General features: G+C 73.5%; 14 protein-coding genes, 1 tRNA gene and 1 other RNA gene. 8 read left to right on the top strand and 8 right to left on the bottom strand.

Going from position 1 to position 18093, the window contains the following annotated elements; genetic code table 11:
* The first annotated feature begins 130 nt into the window (after window positions 1-130).
* Window positions 131-556: a TraR/DksA family transcriptional regulator gene (locus WMF45_RS49935; protein WP_437714385.1), complete on the top strand. Its 426-nt coding sequence runs from the start codon at window positions 131-133 to the stop codon at window positions 554-556.
* A 168-nt stretch (window positions 557-724) separates the two neighbouring features.
* Here the strand turns inward: WMF45_RS49935 and def are convergent, their stop codons facing one another.
* Entirely contained in the window at window positions 725-1300 is a 576-nt protein-coding gene (gene def, locus WMF45_RS49930; protein ID WP_437714383.1) for a peptide deformylase, read from the bottom strand.
* 104 nt (window positions 1301-1404) lie between these two features.
* Between def and WMF45_RS49925 the strand changes: the two genes are divergently transcribed.
* A complete protein-coding gene (locus tag WMF45_RS49925) occupies window positions 1405-2328 on the top strand; it encodes a hypothetical protein (protein WP_437714381.1) in 924 nt (307 codons plus the stop codon).
* A gap of 91 nt (window positions 2329-2419) precedes the next feature.
* Here the strand turns inward: WMF45_RS49925 and WMF45_RS49920 are convergent, their stop codons facing one another.
* Window positions 2420-3208 carry a hypothetical protein gene (locus WMF45_RS49920; RefSeq protein WP_437714379.1) on the bottom strand — a complete coding sequence of 263 codons (789 nt, stop codon included), beginning with the start codon at window positions 3206-3208 and terminating at the stop codon, window positions 2420-2422.
* 337 nt (window positions 3209-3545) lie between these two features.
* Between WMF45_RS49920 and ffs the strand changes: the two genes are divergently transcribed.
* An RNA gene (ffs, locus tag WMF45_RS49915) (signal recognition particle sRNA small type) lies at window positions 3546-3635 on the top strand.
* Between the two features lie 80 nt (window positions 3636-3715).
* Here ffs and WMF45_RS49910 read toward each other — a convergent pair.
* Complete coding sequence (locus tag WMF45_RS49910; protein WP_437714377.1) at window positions 3716-5185, bottom strand: hypothetical protein; 1470 nt, start codon at window positions 5183-5185, stop codon at window positions 3716-3718.
* Window positions 5186-5241: 56 nt separating this feature from the next.
* The gene (locus WMF45_RS49905; RefSeq protein ID WP_437714375.1) at window positions 5242-9609 is read right to left on the bottom strand and encodes a protein kinase domain-containing protein; all 4368 of its coding nucleotides are present in this window, start codon (window positions 9607-9609) and stop codon (window positions 5242-5244) included.
* Window positions 9610-9987: 378 nt separating this feature from the next.
* Here WMF45_RS49905 and WMF45_RS49900 point away from each other — a divergent pair, with 378 nt between their 5' ends.
* A complete protein-coding gene (locus WMF45_RS49900) occupies window positions 9988-11508 on the top strand; it encodes a sigma 54-interacting transcriptional regulator (RefSeq protein ID WP_437719669.1) in 1521 nt (506 codons plus the stop codon).
* Between the two features lie 89 nt (window positions 11509-11597).
* Here WMF45_RS49900 and WMF45_RS49895 read toward each other — a convergent pair whose 3' ends face one another.
* Window positions 11598-12038 carry a deoxycytidylate deaminase gene (locus tag WMF45_RS49895; RefSeq protein ID WP_437547892.1) on the bottom strand — a complete coding sequence of 147 codons (441 nt, stop codon included), beginning with the start codon at window positions 12036-12038 and terminating at the stop codon, window positions 11598-11600.
* A gap of 280 nt (window positions 12039-12318) precedes the next feature.
* Here WMF45_RS49895 and purD point away from each other — a divergent pair, with 280 nt between their 5' ends.
* The 4 genes from purD (at window position 12319) to WMF45_RS49875 (ending at window position 16042) form a co-directional block, all read left to right on the top strand.
* Window positions 12319-13653, top strand: coding sequence for a phosphoribosylamine--glycine ligase (gene purD / locus WMF45_RS49890; RefSeq protein ID WP_437714373.1), 1335 nt, complete (start codon window positions 12319-12321; stop codon window positions 13651-13653).
* 9 nt (window positions 13654-13662) lie between these two features.
* Entirely contained in the window at window positions 13663-14112 is a 450-nt protein-coding gene (locus WMF45_RS49885) for a hypothetical protein (protein ID WP_437714371.1), read from the top strand.
* Between the two features lie 199 nt (window positions 14113-14311).
* Complete coding sequence (locus WMF45_RS49880; RefSeq protein WP_437714370.1) at window positions 14312-15190, top strand: FHA domain-containing protein; 879 nt, start codon at window positions 14312-14314, stop codon at window positions 15188-15190.
* Window positions 15191-15193: 3 nt separating this feature from the next.
* Window positions 15194-16042: an FHA domain-containing protein gene (locus tag WMF45_RS49875; RefSeq protein WP_012241622.1), complete on the top strand. Its 849-nt coding sequence runs from the start codon at window positions 15194-15196 to the stop codon at window positions 16040-16042.
* Here the strand turns inward: WMF45_RS49875 and WMF45_RS49870 are convergent.
* From WMF45_RS49870 to WMF45_RS49860, 3 genes are all read right to left on the bottom strand, one after another.
* Window positions 15933-16643, bottom strand: coding sequence for a DciA family protein (locus tag WMF45_RS49870; RefSeq protein ID WP_437719668.1), 711 nt, complete (start codon window positions 16641-16643; stop codon window positions 15933-15935). The two genes, WMF45_RS49875 and WMF45_RS49870, sit on opposite strands and share 110 nt — an antisense overlap.
* Window positions 16644-16920: 277 nt before the next feature.
* Window positions 16921-17003 (bottom strand) — tRNA-Leu (locus WMF45_RS49865).
* Between the two features lie 196 nt (window positions 17004-17199).
* Window positions 17200-18063: a Crp/Fnr family transcriptional regulator gene (locus WMF45_RS49860; RefSeq protein WP_437547884.1), complete on the bottom strand. Its 864-nt coding sequence runs from the start codon at window positions 18061-18063 to the stop codon at window positions 17200-17202.
* Between the last annotated feature and the right edge of the window lie 30 nt (window positions 18064-18093).

The raw sequence follows: 18093 nt of genomic DNA, 5'->3' as shown, positions 1-18093 counted from the left end.
CCCACGTTCAAGATCGGTACGCGAATTGCCACCGAAAAGATGAGAGGAAACAATGAACAACCGTGAAGGTGCGAGTCGCGACGGAATGAGCCCGGCGCAGCCAGAGACGTCTGCCACGACGGCAGGCGCCATGCCGAGGCCGCCCGTGCGCCGCGCGACGCCCGAAACGGACGACTCCGATCTGCCCGATCTGACGCAGGAGCAGCTCGACGAGCTCAGGAAGGCGCTCGAGGAGCGCCGGGCGAGCCTCGTCGCCAACATCGATGAGCGGCAGCACGCAGAGCGCGACATCTCGCGCGAGGTCGGCGACGAGATGGACGAGGCCAACGCCGAGGGCGCGACGTCGCTGACGTCGAAGCTCCTGGAGCGCGATGTCCGCGTGCTCGCCGAGATCGACCGTGCTCTCGTGAAGATGAAGGAGGGGAGCTACGGGATGTGCGAGGGCACCGGCGAACCCATCGGCTACCGCCGTCTCAAGCTGCGTCCCTGGGCGCGCTACAGCGTCGCCTACCAGGAGCAGATCGAGCGCGAAGAACGGACCGGCGGCGGCGCCTGATCGCTCCGCGCCAGCAGGCACCGCACGTCCCTCCCCGCCAGCGCGGGCGAGAGACGTGCGGCCTGCGCTAGCGGAGGCGCATGTCCGCGGGAGCGCTCGAGCTCGTGCCGAGCGCTCTGGTCCGCGCAGCGATCCCACGCACGAGCAAGACCCGCGCGACGAGGCCCCTCAGCCGCCCATCCGCTGGATGAACGGGACGATGCGCTCGACGAAGGGCTGCTTGTGATAGCGGTCGAACTCCGCCCACGTGCAGAGCGTCCGCGGATCCTTCACGCGATCGACGAAGAGAACGCCGTCGACGTGATCCTTCTCGTGCTGGAAGGTGCCCGCCGACAGCCCGCGCACGATGCGGTCGATCGGCCTCCCATCGCGATCCAGGCCGGTGAGCCGGATCTCGGTGGCGCGGTCGACAACACCCCTCAGGTTCGGGACGCTCAGGCACCCTTCGTAGTTCTCGAACGTCTCCTGCGTGAGCGGCTCGATCACCGGATTGACCACGACGGTGAGCGGGATGTTCGGCTTGTACGGATAGCGGGGGTTGTTCTGCACCTCGACCGCGAAGATGCGCACCGGCACATGGACCTGAGTGGCGGCGATGCCCGCGCCGTTCGCGTCGCGCATCGTCTCCACCAGGTCGTCGATGAACGCCTGCATCGCAGGGGAGGAGAGCTCTTCTGGCGTGACCTCACGCGCTCGCTGCCTGAGGACAGGGTTGCCGATGTGGGCGATTTTCAGGAGCGTCACGCGGCGATCGTACCATGGACGCGCGCCGTCGGCCTGCCGGCCATGGCGGCGCCCAGGCGCTGATCCCATGCGGCGCGCGGCGGCGTCAGCTATGGAGACGGGGCATGCACCACTTCCCTGACGAGCCTTGCGTCCCCGAGCAGCAGCAGGGGACCGCCGTCATGCATCTCCGCTTCGAAGACGTCAGCCAGAACGGACGGGTGATGCTGGACGCGCTGCCGCACGGCCTCGGGCCCGCGGTCTGGGTGAAGCTCCTGCGGGCGAGCCCCGTCGAGGCGCTCATGCTCACGCAAGGGATCGTCCCGATCCTCACCCGCCTCATCATCGAGGGCGGAGAGGGGCCGATCGCGACGCGGGAGCCGCTAGAGCTGCAGGGCCGCTACCAGCTGGCGCACACGGAGGACGCCACCTCCCAGGTGAACCGGCTGATTCTGGCCATGTGGCTCTCGGCCAGCGGGCGCCGCAGCCGGACCTACGGCCCGCCGCCGCCCGGCGCGGGCGAGCCGATCCAGGTCGGTCGCGTGTTCGCGGAGCACGTCTTCACGCGGCCCTTCGCGGCGCCCGAGGCGCGCAAGGTGCTGCGCTTCGAGTCCCCGGATCTGCCGGCGGTGCCGCCCGAGCGCTACGACTTTCGCTCGCCGGAGGCGTTGATGGGCCTGCCCGAGGGCGCGGAGCCGCTCGACGCGAAGCCGACCCTGGATCCGATCCCGGTGGTGTTCGGCCTGGATCACACGGACGGGAACCAGCACGTGAACTCGCTCGTGTACCCGCGGCTCTTCGCGGAGGCCGCGCTGCGGCGTCTCTCGGCGCAGGGCCACAGCGCGGCGGTGCTCGCCCGGAGGGTGGAGATCGCCTACCGCAAGCCGTGCTTCGCGGGCACGCAGGCGAGGATCATGCTGCGCACGTTCACCGTCGGCGGCGCGCTCGGCGCGCTCGGCGCGTTCGTGCCGGACGCGCCGGAAGACTTCGTCAGCGGAGCCCCCGGGGCGCGCGCCTATTGCTACATCCGCACGCTGTTCCAGGGCTGAGCCGGCGCGAACGCGAAGACGGCGCGCCCTCTGGAAGGACCGGCCTTCCGGGTCGGCGCCGCGCGCAGCGGCGCGCGCGATGACCGGCCCGCTACGCGCTCACCGTGCGGGGAAGGCCGGCGCGATCGGCGATCTCGTCGTGGAAGGCGCGGAACGTCGACTCCTGGGGCCATGACGGCGCGTCGGCGAGGAGCTCCTCGACGCGGGTGAGCTCGCCCTCGTCGATCGCGACGACGGCCGCGGCGTAGCGCATGGCCCAGAAGACGAGCGGGCTGGCCTCGCTCGCGCGCTCCAGCAGCGCGCGGTCGCCCGGCACGCTCGTGTGAGCGAAGGCGCGGGCGAGCGCGCCGGCCGCCGATCGCAGGGTGACCACCCGGCTGCGAAAGGGCGAGCCGATGTCCGGGAGAGGGAGGCGCGCCAGGCGACCCGCCTGCGCGAGCGCCGTGTCGCGATCGCCCTCGAAGGTGCAGAGGAGCGTGTCGAGGAAGAGGCGGTGCTCGAGGGCCGCTTCCCATGCGGGCCCCCGCTCGGCGGCGGCCATGGCCGCGCGCGCCTTCTCGACCCAACCATAGGCCGCGAACGCCGTCGCCGTCATGAGCGGCGCCATCGTGGCGGGGTGCGGGACGCGGTGAAGCGACGACGACCAGCGCCGCAGCACCGAGCCCACATCGCCCGAGCGCAGCAGCCGGCGCAGCTTGCGGCGCGCGAGCCAGCGGGCCGCGGCGAACACGAGAACCACGCTGAGCACCGCCGCCATGATCACCGGCTGCTGCCAGGCGAACCGGAGCGTGGCCGCTGCCAGCGCTGCGGAGCCGATGAAGAGAAGCACCGGAATCAGCCGGCTGCCCCGTCCCTCGTCCTCGGAATCGAACGGATTCACGACTCCTCCAAGCGTACGGGGCTTCCTGAACGAGGCAAGTCCTGGCCGATGCCGCTCCAGGTCGATCGCTCCGCGCTCACACCACCACCCTTTGCACACCCCGATCGCACCCTGCTCACGCTCACACCTCGCTCGCACGCTCGCACCGCGCTCACCCCCCGATGGCTCCGAGGAGGAACCAAACGTGAGCGACCTGGGCGACGTGGGCGGCGGCGCTGCGTTCGCGAAGGAGCCGAGACGCCATGGCCCACGAATCGCCGCCGCGCGCGCCATGGGGCTCGACAGAGGGACGAGGTTCGACTACGAAGTCCCTGCGTCAGGCAACAGCGCCTGGACCTCATGGGTCCGCCGACAGCGCGCCGTGAACCCCGCCAGGCCCGGAAGGGAGCAACGGTAGCGGAAAGCGAGTGTGGCGGGCCCACTTACTTTTTGTCGGTCCAGTTGTGGGCCCGACGCGCGCCCGCGCTCACCTCGGGACGCGGTCCCAGAGCCGGGCCGATGCAGGCCTCAAGGGGTGTCGAGCGCCGCCGGCGCGATGGGCGCGACGGGCACGGAGAACAGCGCCTCCGGGCTCGTCACGATGCGCGGGACATCCGCGTCGCGCAGCGGGCTCATGCCGTCAGCGGGCAGGCGCTGCTGCACGATGCCCGCCGCTTCGTCGCCGCCCTCCAGCGTCACGGCGGAGAGGCGGCTGTCCACACCGACGCCGCCGTCGATGAGCACGCTCGCGCGGCGTGACGGGCGGATGGAGGGGTTGAGGGACTCGAGCCCGTTGCCGCTCAGGACGAGCCCGAAGATCGCGGCCTGCGCGCGCTCCTGCCAGCTCACGCCGTCGCCGACGACCTCCTGGGCGAGCCCGCCGTCCGCGCTCACCACCGCCGAGTCGGCGAAGGTCCCGGCGATGCGCATGCCGTCGATGATGATGCCGCGCGCGTCGCCGCTCATCCCCAGGCCGATGGCCCGGTTCTTCTCGAGGAGGCCTCCCGTGAGCTGGACGGTCTGCTCCGGCGTCGTGTGCTGGATCCAGATCCCGGGCTGGTTGCCGCTCACCTCGAAGCCCTCGCCGCTCTCGCCGAGGGCTGCGTTCGCTCGATCGATCAGGAGACCGAACCCGGTGTTGTCGGCGACTTTGAGGGCCGCCGCGTCGAGGGTCGAGCAGCCGGACACGGAGACGCCGCCGCTCGGATCGAACCCGCTCAGGCCATTGCCGCTGACCTCGAGGCCAGACATCGTGGCGCGCGCCCCGACGAGCGACACGCCGACCACCTTGCTGTCGCGGACGAGCGCGTCCTCGACGTGGAGCTCCACCGGCGCCTCGCAGTCACAGCCGCCGGTGCACTGCGCCCACAGCCCCGGCCCCTGCGAGCCCGAGACGACGGACCGCACGACGGAGACGCGGCCGGCGTCGAACGCGCTCAGGCCGTACCGCGCGGAGCCCTCGATCGCCGACGCGACGAGGTCGAGCGACGCGCCGAGGCCGAGCGTGACGCCGTCGGACGCGCTGCCGACGACGCGCACCGCCTCGATCCGCGCCCGGGCGCCGGCCGCGATCCGCACGCCGCCCTCGCCCACGGTCAACGCCCGGAGGACGGCGCCGTCACCGGCCGCGAGCGAGACCGCCGCGACGCTCACGGAGCCGGCGCCGCGGCCGAGCAGGCTCACGCCGGGGGGCAGATCGATCGGGCCGTAGGCGCCGGGGCCGAGCGCGATGCACGCCCCAGGTCGAGCGGCCTCGGTGGCCTGCGCGAGCGCGGCGGCGCTCGAGACCTCGATCACCTCGGCGCAATCGACGGACGCGGCGCAGAAGTCGCCGTCGCAGAGCGCTCCCGCGGGGACACCGATGCACGCGCCAGACGCCGCGCGCGCGCCAGGGCATCCGCCCGGCGGCGCGGGATCCGACGCGCACCCGAGCGCGGCCGAGCCGAGCGCGGCCGCGGCGGTCAGAACGATAGCTGCCTGATTCCAAGCCTTGATCATGACGAACGTCTCCCGCGCGGCACGTCGCGCTACCTGACGAGAAAAGGGTCAGCGCCTCAGGGATCCGAGAGCAGCGCGCGGCACTCGCCCGCCCGCGCCGCGAGCTCGCCGTCCCGGAAATGCGCCGCCAGCGAGGCGGAGAGCTGCGCCACGGCCGCCTCGGCGCGAGGGCGGGTCGAGGCGTCGCGGAGGGCCGCGCGGCAGATCCGCGCGAGGCCGAGCGCGACGTCCGCGAGGTACACGCGCCCGCCGCCCACCTCGGCGAGGCGCAGCGCCGCACAGCCGGACTCGAGCGCCTCGCCGAGGTGGCCGGCCGCGAGCAGCGCGGCGGCGAGGTTGCGGTACGCGTCCGGGAGATCGGCGCCGGCGCCGGCCTGCTCGCCCAGCCTCACGGCGCGCCGCGCGTGCTCCAGCGCGGCGTGCGGGCGCGCGAGGCGGAGCTCGACCTCCGCGAGGTTGTTGTGCCCCGACGCGATCGCCTGGAGATCGCCGAGCCGCTCCTTCAGCGCGAGCGCTCGGGCGAACACCTCCCGCGCGCCGCCGAGATCGCCCTTCGCGAACAGCACGGCCGCGACGCCGTTCAGCGCGAAGCCCAGCGCCTCCGGGTACGCGCGCTCGTCGACGGCCCGCGCGGCCTGGCGGTAGCAGCGCTCCGCCTGCGCTAGCCGACCGCGCGAGTAGAACACCGTCCCGAGCGCGAGGAGCAGCTGCGACGCCGCCACGCGGCGGCGGTCGTCGCCTCGATGCAGCGTCCGGCAGATGCGCAGGCTCCGGAGCGCGACCGCGCGACACGCGTCGAGATCGCCGGCGCGCCGGTGGAGCGCCGCGAGCAGCCCGTACATGGGGAGCGTCTCCGGGGCGGCGCCGCCGCGCTCCGCGAGCGCGATCGCGCGCTCGACCAGCGCGCGCGCGTCGGCCGTCGCGCCGCGCACCTTGAGCACGAGGGCGAGGCGGAAATCCACGCGCGCATCCCAGAACAGCGCCGCCTCCGGGCCTTGCGCGGGCGGGGCCGAGGCGCGCCGCTCGACGCGGAGGATCCGCGTCCGCGCCTCGAGGTACGCGCGCTCCGCCTCGTCGAGTCGGCCCGCCCTGCGGAGGGCGTCGCCGACGTCGAGCAACAGCGCCGCGCGCTCGTGCCAGGCGAACAGCCGGCGCTCGTCGCCCCCCGGCGCGGCGGCCGACGGGAGGCGCGCCGCGGAGCCCCTCGCCGGGGCGCCGTCCGCCGCGCTCGCGTGGATCTCCCGGGCCCGCTCGAAGTGCCGCAGCGCCTCGGCGTTCTGCCCGAGCGACGACGCGCTCGCCGCCGCGCGCGCGTAGGCGAGCGCCGCGCTCCGCGCGTCGCCGCCGCGATCATGGTGGAGCGCCGCGAGCGCCTCCCCGAGCCGCCGCGGCGCGCGCGCAGGCGAGCGCCCCGCCGAGACGCCGTCGACCCAGGCGGCGACCGCGCGGTGCATGGCCCGGCGCACCTTGAGGCTGAGCGTCTCGTAGGCGATCTCCTGGGTCGCCGCCTCGGCGAAGACGTACTCGCAGTCCTCGGGGAAGGTCGACGCGTCACGCGCCTGGATGATCTGCTGATCCCGGAGCCGCCGAAGCACGTCCGCGGTGCTCGATCCGCCGCCGTCGAGCGGCGCCGCGCCGCGCAGGTGGTCGATCGCGCCCTTCCAGAACGTCCTGCCGACCACGGCCGCCTGCGCCAGGACCGCGCGCGCCTCGCCGTCGAGCCGATCGAGCCGCGCCTGGACGATGCCCTGGATCGTCGCCGGCAACGAGAGCCGGGCGAGCTGCTCCTCGTGGAGGATCCAGGGCTCGCCGAGGCGCCGCTCGAGCGCGCCGGCGTCGATGAGCAGGTACAGCGTCTCGGTCAGCGTGAGCGGGTTGCCCTCGGCGCGCTCCGCCAAGGCGCGGATGGCCTCGGCGGAGCAGCGCGCGACGAGGCGGAGGCGCTCCCGCGCCATGTCCTCGATGTGCCGCCGAGGCAGCGGGCCGAGATCGAGGCGCGCGTGGCTCGCCTTCCCTTCGCCCCAGTGCGGCCGCCGCTCGTAGAGCTCGGGCCGGGCCGCGCCGACGAGCAGCAGGGGCGCGTCCGACAGGCGCACGGCGAGATCGTCGAAGAGGTCGAGGCTGGCGTCGTCCGCCCAGTGGATGTCGTCGAGCAGCACGACGACGGCTCCTCGCGCGGCCATCGCTCGCAGCAGCATCGCGACGGCCGCGGCCACCCGCTTCGCCACCTCGGCGCCGCACTCGTCGGGGACGATCGCCGTCGCGGGCGCGGTTTGCGCCGCCGGGCACGGGCAGAGCACGGCCGCGACCTCCGCCAGCGCGTCCTCCAGGGCGAGCGGGTGCGGCGCGCCGCCGGCCTCGCCTCCGGCGTCTGCGCCGAGGACGCCGCTCGCGAGCTTGCGCAGCACGACGTCGCGCGTGTCGCCGTCCTGGACGCGGAAATGAGCGCGAAGGAGCGACGCGGCGAGGTGGTAGCTCGCATCCATCGACAGCGACGAGCACGCCGCGCCGAGCACGATGCACGGCTCCGCGCACGCTTCCGCCTGCGACAGCGCCCTCGTCCGGACCTCGGCGAGGAGGCGGCTGCGGCCGATGCCGCCCGCGCCGATCACCGAGACGAACGTCGCGCGCCGCTCCGCGATGACCGTCTCCAGCGCCTCCGAGAGCCGCTGCACCTCCGCCGCCCGCCCGACGAAACGGGTGTCGAGGCCGAGGAAATCGGATCCCGCGCCCGAGCCGCTCGCGAGCTTCAGCACACGGAAGCCCGGCGCGCCGTCGCCTTGCGGCTCGACCTGGAAGAGCCCGGCCACCTGCCGGAACGTGGGCTGCGCGATCAGCACCGCGCCGGGCACGGCGGCCTGCTGGAGCTGCGCGGCCGCCTTCAAGGCCTCGCCGGAGGCGTCGACCGGGGCGCCCCGCCCGGTCGCGCCGCTGACGAACAGCCTCCCCGTGCTGATGCCCACGCGCAACCTCGGCCGGGAGCTCGGCGGCAGCTGGACAGGGAGCGACCCGGCGTCGAGCGACGCGAGCTCCAGCCCGGCGCGGACGGCGCGCTCGGCGTCGTTGTCGCTCGCGCGCGGCGCGCCGAACAGCGCCGTGACGACGCCCTCGCTCCTGCCCTGCACGACGCCCCCGAGCGCCTCGACGCGCTCGCGGACGAGCTCGCGGCATGCCTCGCGGAGCTCCAGCTCCTGCTCGGGATCGAGCGGCTCCTGCCCGTCGTCGCCGGCGACGATCTCCGCGGAGAGCACGGTGCAGACACGGTACTCACCCGCGGGCGCCGCGACCTTCGTCCCGCCCGCGGGCGCCGCGACCTTCGTGGCGTCCACGGGCGCCGGGGCGGCCGGGAGCGCCGCGCTCGAACCCCGCGGAGACGCCTGGTCGGCCCTCGGCGAGATCGCGGAGAGCGGGGCAGCCGGCGGCCGGAGCGCGGAGCCGGCGCGCGCGGACGCGAGCGCTTCTCCGAGCTCGCGCGCGTCCCGGAAGCGCGCTGCGGGCTCGACCGCGACGGCCCGCGCGACGACCGCCTCGAGCGCGGGGCTCGCCTTGACGCCGAGCCCCGCGAACGACGGCCGCCTGCGCGGGTCCACGGCGGCGAGGTAGAGCTCGGCCCAGTCGCGCCCGTCGATCGGCTGCTTCCCCGAGGCCAGCTGCAGCAGCACGAGCCCGAGCGCGAACACGTCCGTCCAGGGCCCCGTCGCGCCGAGCTTCGGCTCGAACTGCTCCGGAGCGCCGTAGAGCGGCGTGAACACGTGCAACATCGGCGACGTCGCGAGCACCTGCGTCGTGTCGCTGGGGCTCACGGCCCGCGCCGCGGCCACGGCTCGCCTCGTCTCCGCGAGCTCCTTCGACAGCGGCAGCGACGCGTCGATCACCTTGGCGATGCCGAAATCGACGACCTTGATCGTCGTCGCGCCGGGAATCTCGACGAGGAACAGGTTCGCCGGCTTGACGTCGCGGTGAGAGACCCGCTCGTCGTGCGCCATCGCGAGCGCGTCCACCGCGGGCGCCAGGAGCGCGATCGCCTCGTCGACGGAGTAGGGCGCGCGCCCGGACGCGCGCCGCGCCTCGATGTGCTGCGCGAGCGTCTCTCCCTCGAGCCACTCCATGACGATGTACGGCGTCCAGCAGCCCTCCGGCGAGGTCGCGGCAGAGACGTCGAGCGCCTGGACGATGCCCGTCGTCCGGCGCGAGAGCCGGTGCAGCAGCCGGGCCTCGCGCTCGAACGTGTCGAGCAGCGACTGCCGCTCTTCCGGCACGAGATCTGCGGGGATCTTCAGGCACTTGACCGCCACCTGCTCCTGGAACCCCAGGTGGGTCGCCCGGTAGACCACGCCGAACGTCCCCTCGCCGGCCACGGCGTCCACCAGCAGCTTGCCGCCGATGGTGCTGCCCACCCAGCCGAACGGGTCCCGCGCGATCATCGGCGGAAACTCTACTGCCCGCGCCGCGGCGCCGGGAGCGCGCCGCCTCGCAGCGATGACGATCGCTGCCCCGCGCGCGCTGGGCCACCGCGACCGCCACGCCCCGCGAGCCCCACGAGCCCCGCGGGCGCGAGGCGAGCGCGACGGCGGTCGCCCTGCGCGCGCGTCCGTGCTACGCAGCCGGCTGCTGGGCGTGCCCTCGGTCCTGGCGACCGTCCCGCGAACGCTGCCGCAACGGTCCCCGGAACGGATCGCACGCGCGCGGCGGCTGGGCGTCGCTCGTTGTCCGGCGCGACTCAGGGGTGCGATGTGGCTGAGCCGGAGATTCTTTCCCGCGATGGTGGCTCGCTCGAGCTCCTGATCATCACCCAGAGCTCGATGAGCACCCGACAGCTGCCGGGCTCGGGCAGCGTCGTCCTGGGCAGGGACGAGGACGCCGGCATCTGCGTCCCCGACTCCTCGGTGTCGCGCCGGCACGCGGTGCTGCACCTCGGCCCGCCGCTCCGGATCGAGGACCTCGGCAGCAGCAACGGGACCCGCGTGCGCGCCCGGCACTGCAGCGCGGCGACCGAGCGCCTGATCGATGTGGGCAAGAGCACGCCCGCGCGGGGCGCTGCGGTCGAGCTCTCGCCCGGCGACGTCATCTACCTCGGCGCCGCGCGCGTCGTCCTCCGCCAGAAGGGCGGCGAGCGGGACGCGGGCAAGGACGTCATCGTCAAGGACGACGCGATGCGCGCCGTCTACGAGCTCGCCCAGCGCGTCGCGAACGGCCCGATCAACATCCTCCTCCTCGGCGAGACGGGCGCCGGCAAGGAGGTGCTGGCCGAGTCGATCCACAGGGCCTCGCCGCGCGCGAGCCGCCCGCTCCTGCGCCTGAGCTGCGTCGCGCTGTCCGAGTCGCTGCTCGAGAGCGAGCTGTTCGGCCACGAGCGCGGCGCGTTCACCGGCGCCGTCCGGGCGAAGCCGGGGCTGCTCGAGACGGCCGAAGGGGGCACCGTGTTCCTCGACGAGATCGGCGAGCTGCCGCCCTCGATCCAGGCCAAGCTGCTCCGGGTCATCGAGGAGCGGAAGGTGATGCGGGTCGGCGGGCTGACCCCCATCAAGATCGACGTCCGCTTCGTCTCGGCCACGCACCGCGACCTCGAGGCCGAGGTGAGCCGCGGCGCGTTCCGGCAGGACCTGTATTTCCGGCTGAACGGCGTGACCCTCTCCATCCCGCCGCTGCGCGAGCGGCCCGGGGAGGTCGCGGCGCTGGCGCAGCTCTTCGCCGAGCGTACGGCGAACGAGCTCTTCCCCGGCGAGGCGAGCGCCGCGTCCGTTCCGATCTCGCCCGCGGCCCTGGCCGAGCTCCAGCGCCACAGCTGGCCAGGCAATATCCGGGAGCTGCGCAACGTGATCGAGCGCGCGGTGATCCTCGCCAACGGGGCGCCCATCGGGCCGGAGCACCTGCTCCTCTCCTCCCTGGCCGATCCCACCCGTCCATCGCATGCCATGCCCCTTCCGGCGCGCCCGCCGCAGGCGCCCCCGAACGCGCGTGCGCCGGCGCCGGCGTCAGGGTCCGCGTCCGCGTCCGCGTCCGCGTCCGCGTCCGCGTCCGCGTCCGCGTCCGCGTCCGCGTCCGCGTCCGCGTCCGCGTCCGCGTCCGCGTCCGCGTCCGCGTCCGCGTCTACGATTGCGAGGAGCGTGCCTGACGACGCGAAGAGCGCGCCGGACGGCGTGGACCCGGGCCCCACCCGGCTGCGCGACGCCATGGAGGCCCACGAGCGCGAGCGCATCGTCCAGGCGCTCGAGCAGTGCATGGGGAACCAGACGCGCGCCGCGGCGCTGCTCGGGATCTCACGGCGCACGCTGGTCGAGCGGATCCGCGTGTACGGGCTGCCGCGGCCGCGCAAGGCCTGAGCGTTGCGCAGATCGCCGCGCAACCTGGCGTCGATATGGCGTCGATTGCGCGAGGGCTCGCTCAACCGAGCGGCCGCCCGCGCAACACCTCAGGCGGGCGTCTCGCGCCGCTCCAGCGGGGCGAGCTCGATCCCGAGCTCCGTGGCGAACCGGAAGATGCGCTCGTCGCGGTAGAACTCGCCGAAGACGACGCGCGAGAGCCCCGCGTTCGCGATCATCTTGAAGCACCCCCAGCAAGGAGAGGCCGTGACGTAGACCGTCGCGCCGTCGATCCGCACCCCGTTCCGCGCGGCCTGGATGACGGCGTTGGCCTCCGCGTGGATCGTGCGCACGCAGTGGCCGTCCTCGATCAGGTGCCCCTCCTCATCGCAGTGAGGCAGCCCCCGGATCGAGCCGTTGTACCCGGTCGCGAGGATGCTCTTGTCGCGCACGATCACCGCGCCGACGTGCTTCCGATCGCAGGTCGCCCGCGACGCGACGACCTCGGCGATGCGCATGAAATATTCATCCCACGAAGCCCGATGCGTCATCGCTCACCTCCACGACGGGGGATCCGCGCCCGCCGCCCCCTCGACGTCCCCTCGACGCCGAGCGACCCGCGCTCGCCGATCCCTCCAGAATGTTCAGGGATCCGCCCTCCGGTCCCCCTCGCGAAGGGCCCGGCGGCGCGCGCCCGCGGCCCCGGCTGAGCCGCGCCGCGCGCCCAGCGGGCGCTTCTATCACGACGCCGGGCGCCGCGGAGCCCCCCGCGGGCACGGGACCGCGCGAGGCGCCTCGACAGCGAGGCCCGGCGCGTGGTAGCGCGCGGGGGTGAGTTCCGCCGCCCCCCGAAGGTCAGATCGCCGCATCCTCGTGCTCGGCTCCGGGGGGCGCGAGCACGCCCTCGCGCGTGCGTTCGCCCGATCGCCCTCGGTCGCCGAGGTGATCGTGGCGCCCGGGAACGCCGGGACCCAAGCGCAAGCGGGCGCCGGCCGCGCCCTGATCCGCCGCGTCGACCTCCCGTCCCTGTCGCCCGCCGAGGCGACCCGGCTGGCCGTCCGCGAGCGCGCCGACCTCGTCGTCGTCGGCCCCGAGGCGCCGCTCTGCGCCGGCGTCGCCGACGCGCTCGCCGCCGAGGGCGTCGCCGTCTTCGGGCCGAGCCGCGAGGCGGCGCGCCTCGAGGGGTCGAAGGCGTTCCTCAAGGAGTTCGCCGCCCGCCACGGGATCCCGACCGCGCCGTTCCGGATCGTGCGCTCCTTCGACGAGGCGGCCCGCGTCATCCGCGAGCGCGGCGCGCCCATCGTCGTGAAGGCCGACGGGCTCTGCGCCGGCAAGGGCGTGGTCGTCGCGACGACCGTCGACGAGGCGCTCGCGGCCGCGAAGGACATGCTCGTGGATCGCCGCTTCGGCGACGCCGGCGCGACCGTGATCCTCGAGGACGCGATCCTGGGCGAGGAGGCCAGCGTGCACGCCATCAGCGACGGTGAGGCGATCTTCGTCCTGCCGGCGGCGCGCGATCACAAGCGCGTCGGCGAGGGCGACACCGGGCCGAACACGGGCGGCATGGGCGCGTTCGCGCCGAGCGCCCGCGTCACCCCGGCCCTGACCGCGCGCGTCGAGCGCGAGATCCTCCGGCCGACGATCGACGGCATGCGGGCGGAAGGGAGGCCCTTCCGCGGGGTGCTGTTCGCGGGCCTGATGATCACGCCCGCCGGGGACCCCATGCTGCTCGAGCACAACGTCCGCTTCGGCGATCCCGAGTGCGAGGCGCTGATGGAGCTGCTCGAGGGCGACGTCGCCGAGCTCTGCGCGTCCGCCGCGGCGGGCGCGCTCGCTCCCGCGGCGGCGCGCGTCGCCCCCGGCCGCCACGCGCTCACCGTCGTGCTCGCGGCGCGCGGCTACCCCACGGCGCCGGTGACCGGCGACGTCATCCGAGGCCTCGACGCCGCGGCCGCGGTGGAGGGCGCCTTCGTGAACCACGCGGGCACGGCCGAGCGGGACGGCGCGGTCGTGACCGCGGGGGGCCGCGTGCTCGCCGTCACCGCCGCGGGCGACTCGCTCGCCGAGGCGCGGGAGCGCGCCTTCCGCGCCGCGGGCGCCATCGACTTCGACGGCAAGGTGCTCCGCCGCGACATCGGGGTGGACGGAGCGCGCGCGGCCGGGTGAGGCGGCACCATGGAACCCATCGTCGATCTCGCCCCAGGCGCTGAGGAGAACCCGCTCGCGGCCTACCTCGGTCAGCTCATCCGCGAGCACCTCGCGAGCGACCCGAAGCGCGCCTCCGATTTCCGTGCGCTGCGCGGGTCGGTGCTCGTCGTCGCGCAGGACGCCGATACGTCCATGACGATGCGCTTCGACCACGGGCGGCTCACCATCCACGACGGCGCCATCGGCATCCCGTCCGTCACGTTCTGCGGCGACGAGTCGGCGCTCCGCCGGCTCCCCGACGTCGCGTTCCACCGCTGGCTGCGCCTCCCGAAGCTGGGGGTGCTGCACCGCCGACAGAGCGGCCCCCTGCGCGATCTCGCGCGCCTCGTGGCCCGCGGGGAGCTCAAGATCTACGGGCTCGTCGCGCACCCAAGGCTCCTCCTTAGACTGCTCCGGGTCCTCTCTCGCCTCCCCTAGAGCCCCGCCCAGGCCGGTAGCAACGGCGCGCGACGACACGCGACGACGGCGACGAGAACGATGACTGGTGTGATACTGTAAGACGGAAGCGGACGTCCCGTCCCCATTGCACGGCCGTTCTTGTGGGCTTGCAAACCAATGCTACGCGGCCCGAAAGCTGTCTTTTGACGGCCTGTTGGGCTGTTGGTATGGCTCGATCATGGGCATCCGATTGCGCTACCTCGCCCACGATCTCGAGGTGCCGCTCGGCGAGTTCTTCATCGGACGGAGCGCGGACTGCCAGCTGTCGCTGGACGACCCGCTGGTGTCGCGCAGGCACGCGCTGCTGACCGTCGGTGAGGGCGGCGTCGCGATCGAGGATCTCGGCAGCCGCAACGGCGTGCTCATCAACGGTGCTCGGATCGCGGGGCGCCAGGTCCTGACGGACGGCGACAAGATCGCGATCGGCGGGCAGGAGATGTTCCTGCTCGGGGCCATCGAGCCGAGCTCGGCGCACTCGCCGCGGAGCGCGCCGCTCTGGACGAGGCAGCAGAACGCGCGCACGGTCGACATGAGCGAGATGCCCGCCGGCGAGGACGACGGCGCGACGGCCATCGCCTCCCGGAGGTCGCTCCCCGGGCTCGTCCCCCAGCACCCGGACAAGCGCGTGCACGCGCTCAGCCTCATCGGCAGCGTCGCCGACAAGGCGCTCGCCCTGGGGCGCGTCGACGAGGCCGAGCGCATCCTCCAGCGCTCGCTCAGCGACATCCTCACGAAGGCGCGGGACGGGGGCGTCGGCGCCGTGCAGCCCGAGCTGGTCGAGAAGGCAAGCATGTATGCGGCCCGCCTCGCCTCGGCGACGGGTCGAGGCTCGTGGATCAACTATATTTTCGAGCTGAATACCCGGCTCGAGCTCCTCCTCCCCGCCTACCTCGTCGATGAGCTGTATAGTGTCCTGCGCAAGGTGAAGGCCGTCGACATGTCCATTCTCCGTGGCTATGCGAAGCGGCTCCGCGAGCGCGCAGGTGAGCGTACGCCGGCGGAGCGGTTCATCCTCCAGCGCATTGAAGGGCTCGAGCGCCTCGGCGCACTGAAATAGACCATGCCTTTCCGCCTCCGGTACTTGGCGCACGATTTCGAGCTCCCCGAAGGGCCCTTCGTGATCGGCCGGAGCGGCGACTGCCAGCTCTCGCTCGATGACCCGCTGGTGTCGCGGCGCCACGCGACGCTGCAGGTGCGCAACGACGGCGTGGCCTTGCACGATCTCGAGAGCAGGAACGGCGTGTACGTCAACGGCACGCGCATCTCCGGCCAGCGCGAGCTGACCGACGGCGACCGCATCATCATCGGCAGCCAGGAGATGCTGCTCTACGGCGGGGAGGAGTCGCGCCCCCACGACGCCTACGGGGTCGAGTTCCGCCGCGCGACGGCGACGCTCGGCGCGATGGCGCTGACCGAGATGCGCAAGATGTCGGACGACCCGACGGAGCTCACGAGCCCGACGGGGGACGGCGGATCCAAGGGCTTTCAGTCGCTGCGCCTGCTCGCGAGCCTCGCCGACAAGGCGCTGGCGATGGGCCGCAGCGAGGAGGCCGAGCGCATCCTGCAGACGGTGCTGATCGACATCCTGAGCCGCGCGCGGACGAACGTGCCGCTGGAGATGCCGGCCGCGGAGCTCGCCGCGCGCTACGCGGCGCGCCTCGCGGGCGCCACGACCAAGGGGACGTGGGTCAACTACGCGTTCGAGCTCTTCACGATCGCGCGCCGCCCGCTGCCCGGCCCCGTCGTCGACGAGCTCTACACCGTCGTCCGGCGCGTCAAGACGCTCGATATCCAGCCGCTCAGGATCTACCTCGACGACCTGCGCCGGATGGCTCCGTCGTTCGGTCCGACCGAGCGGTTCTTGATGCAGCGGATCGAGGGTCTCGAGCGCCTCGTCGCGGCGAAGTAGCCTCCGCATCGCCGCCGGGCGTCGCGGGAGCGGCGGCGTCTGGCGACACGCGCGACACGCGCGGAGCCGGCGCCTGCGCCGCGCGCGGAGCCGCCGGCGGCGCCGCGCGCGGGACCGGCGGCGGCGCCGCGCGGCCGGCCCCGTGTGGGGCAGGCGGCGGCGACACATGGGGGGTCGGCGCCGCGGAGGGCTGGAGCGGCGGCGGTGCGTTGCGGGGACGCGCGCTCGCCTCGGCTTCCTGCCAGCCGAGGTTCCTCGCGGCGGCCTTCGCGATCGCATCGCGCAGCTCGGTGTCGGCGACCTTCCCGAGCTCTCGCCGTACCTCGACCGGGAGCGGCGCCTCCTTCGGGGTCGGGCGGACCTCCTCGCGCCACGGCGGCCGCGCGACCGGCTCCACCTTGCCGACGCGAAACCGGAGGGACTGCACCGGGAGGCCGCGCGACCGGAGCTGCGCGGTGATGGCGTCGCCGAGCAGCGAGAGCTCCTGCGCCCACATCGAGCTCGCCGCGCGGACGTGGAGCACGCCGCGCTCCAGCTTGAGCGGCCGCGCGCGCGCGGCGATCCGGGACCCCACGGCCGCTTCCCACTCGCGGAACGGCATCGGCGAGGTGTCGATCTCCGCCGGCGCCGAGAGCGAGGACCCGCGCTGGATCAGCGCACCCAGCCGTTCGATCCCACCTCCGCTCCGACGCGACATGCGCGCCGAGCGTAGCAGCCTGACAGCGCCGTGCTCCGGCAGAGCGCGCCGTCCAGGCTCGCCCAGCGTCACGAACGGTCAGCCCCTACGGCGTCGCCTTGTGACCAAGACGGCCGCCCGCCAGAGCGAACCACCCGCCCTCGGCTGCCTGGCGGCGAACGATCGTGAGAGGCGCTCTCGGTACCGAAGGTGGGACTCGAACCCACAAGCCCTTGCGGACAGCGGATTTTGAATCCGCCGCGTTTGCCATTCCGCCACTTCGGCTCAGCGCTGCAATGTCAGCGAGCTCCTGGAACCGTAGATCACCGGGCACGATCCTGGCAACCGTCTGAGCGCCTGAGAGCCTGAAAGCCTGAGAGCGGTCGCGCGGGCAGGAGGCGCGGCGAAGCCAGGAGCAGCGCCGCCGCGCCGCCGCCGCCACGCATCGAGGCGCGGCCCGCGATCGCGGCGCGGCGCGAGGTCAGACCACGAAATCCAGCATCTGGAGGCGCGTCAGATAGTCCTGGAGCGCGGAGGCGTACTCGTCGATCAGGAGATCGAGCTTCACCAGCGCGCCGTGATCGTCGACCGCGTCGATGGTCCCGCTCACCGGGATCTCGCGCGCGGGCAGGACGAGCACGCCGCTCCAGTGCGCGTCCTTCGCGACGTCGCGCAGACCGGCGAGGCGCAGCCAGCCATCCGAGAGCTCGACGACGGGGACGAGGGCGCCGCTGTCCAGACGGACCGAGCTCTTCAGCGTGTGAGCCGGCTCGACCATGTAGTGGGAGCGCCGGTTCTTCTCGATGAGCTCCTCGAGGGTCGCGCAGATGACCTTGCTCAGCGGCGTCTCCTCGCTGTCGAGCACGAGATCGAGGAGCCGCTTCATCGCCTTCTGCGTGCGGATCAGGTTCGCGCGGGTCTCCTCGAGGCGGCGCGCGTCGCGCCGGATCTTGCCCGCCACGACGTTGAGCAGGTTGTTGTAGAAGGGGTACGCGACGTCCCCGTGGTCCTCGAAGAAGTCCTGGAGCTCGGCGACGCCGATGCGCCAGATCTCCGAGGGCTGCGTCGTCACCGCCGTCGTCGTCCGCCGGAAGCCGGTCAGCGCGCCGAGCTCGCCGATGGGCGAGATGGGGCTCAGGCGGAAGCGCGTCTCGCCCGCCTCGAGCAGCGCGACCTCGCCCCGGACCAGGAGGAACAGGTGCGCCGGGGCGCTCCGGGCCTCGAAGAGCACGTGGCCGGACGGGACCTCCTGGCGCTGGAACGCCTTCATCAGGTCATCGAGGTGATCCTCCGTGATTCTCTCGAACAGCGGGATCGCGTGCAGGTCGGATGGGCGGACCGCCATGGGATGACACTCCTCTTCAACATGGGTCGG

It is taken from the genome of Sorangium sp. So ce448 (genome assembly GCF_051520915.1).
In the GTDB taxonomy this organism is placed as follows: Bacteria; Myxococcota_A; Polyangia; order Polyangiales; family Polyangiaceae; genus Sorangium; species Sorangium cellulosum_B.
This window is presented reverse-complemented; position numbering and strand designations above follow the sequence as displayed.

Coding starts and splice junctions, on each gene's coding strand:
- WMF45_RS49935 (WP_437714385.1), top strand. CDS start 131: ATGCCGAGGCCGCCCGTGCGCCGCGCGACGCCCGAAACGGACGACTCC.
- WMF45_RS49925 (WP_437714381.1), top strand. CDS start 1,405: ATGCACCACTTCCCTGACGAGCCTTGCGTCCCCGAGCAGCAGCAGGGG.
- WMF45_RS49910 (WP_437714377.1), bottom strand. CDS start 5,185: ATGATCAAGGCTTGGAATCAGGCAGCTATCGTTCTGACCGCCGCGGCC.
- WMF45_RS49905 (WP_437714375.1), bottom strand. CDS start 9,609: ATGATCGCGCGGGACCCGTTCGGCTGGGTGGGCAGCACCATCGGCGGC.
- WMF45_RS49900 (WP_437719669.1), top strand. CDS start 9,988: ATGAGCACCCGACAGCTGCCGGGCTCGGGCAGCGTCGTCCTGGGCAGG.
- WMF45_RS49895 (WP_437547892.1), bottom strand. CDS start 12,038: ATGACGCATCGGGCTTCGTGGGATGAATATTTCATGCGCATCGCCGAG.
- WMF45_RS49885 (WP_437714371.1), top strand. CDS start 13,663: ATGGAACCCATCGTCGATCTCGCCCCAGGCGCTGAGGAGAACCCGCTC.
- WMF45_RS49880 (WP_437714370.1), top strand. CDS start 14,312: ATGGGCATCCGATTGCGCTACCTCGCCCACGATCTCGAGGTGCCGCTC.
- WMF45_RS49875 (WP_012241622.1), top strand. CDS start 15,194: ATGCCTTTCCGCCTCCGGTACTTGGCGCACGATTTCGAGCTCCCCGAA.
- WMF45_RS49870 (WP_437719668.1), bottom strand. CDS start 16,643: ATGCCGTTCCGCGAGTGGGAAGCGGCCGTGGGGTCCCGGATCGCCGCG.
- WMF45_RS49860 (WP_437547884.1), bottom strand. CDS start 18,063: ATGGCGGTCCGCCCATCCGACCTGCACGCGATCCCGCTGTTCGAGAGA.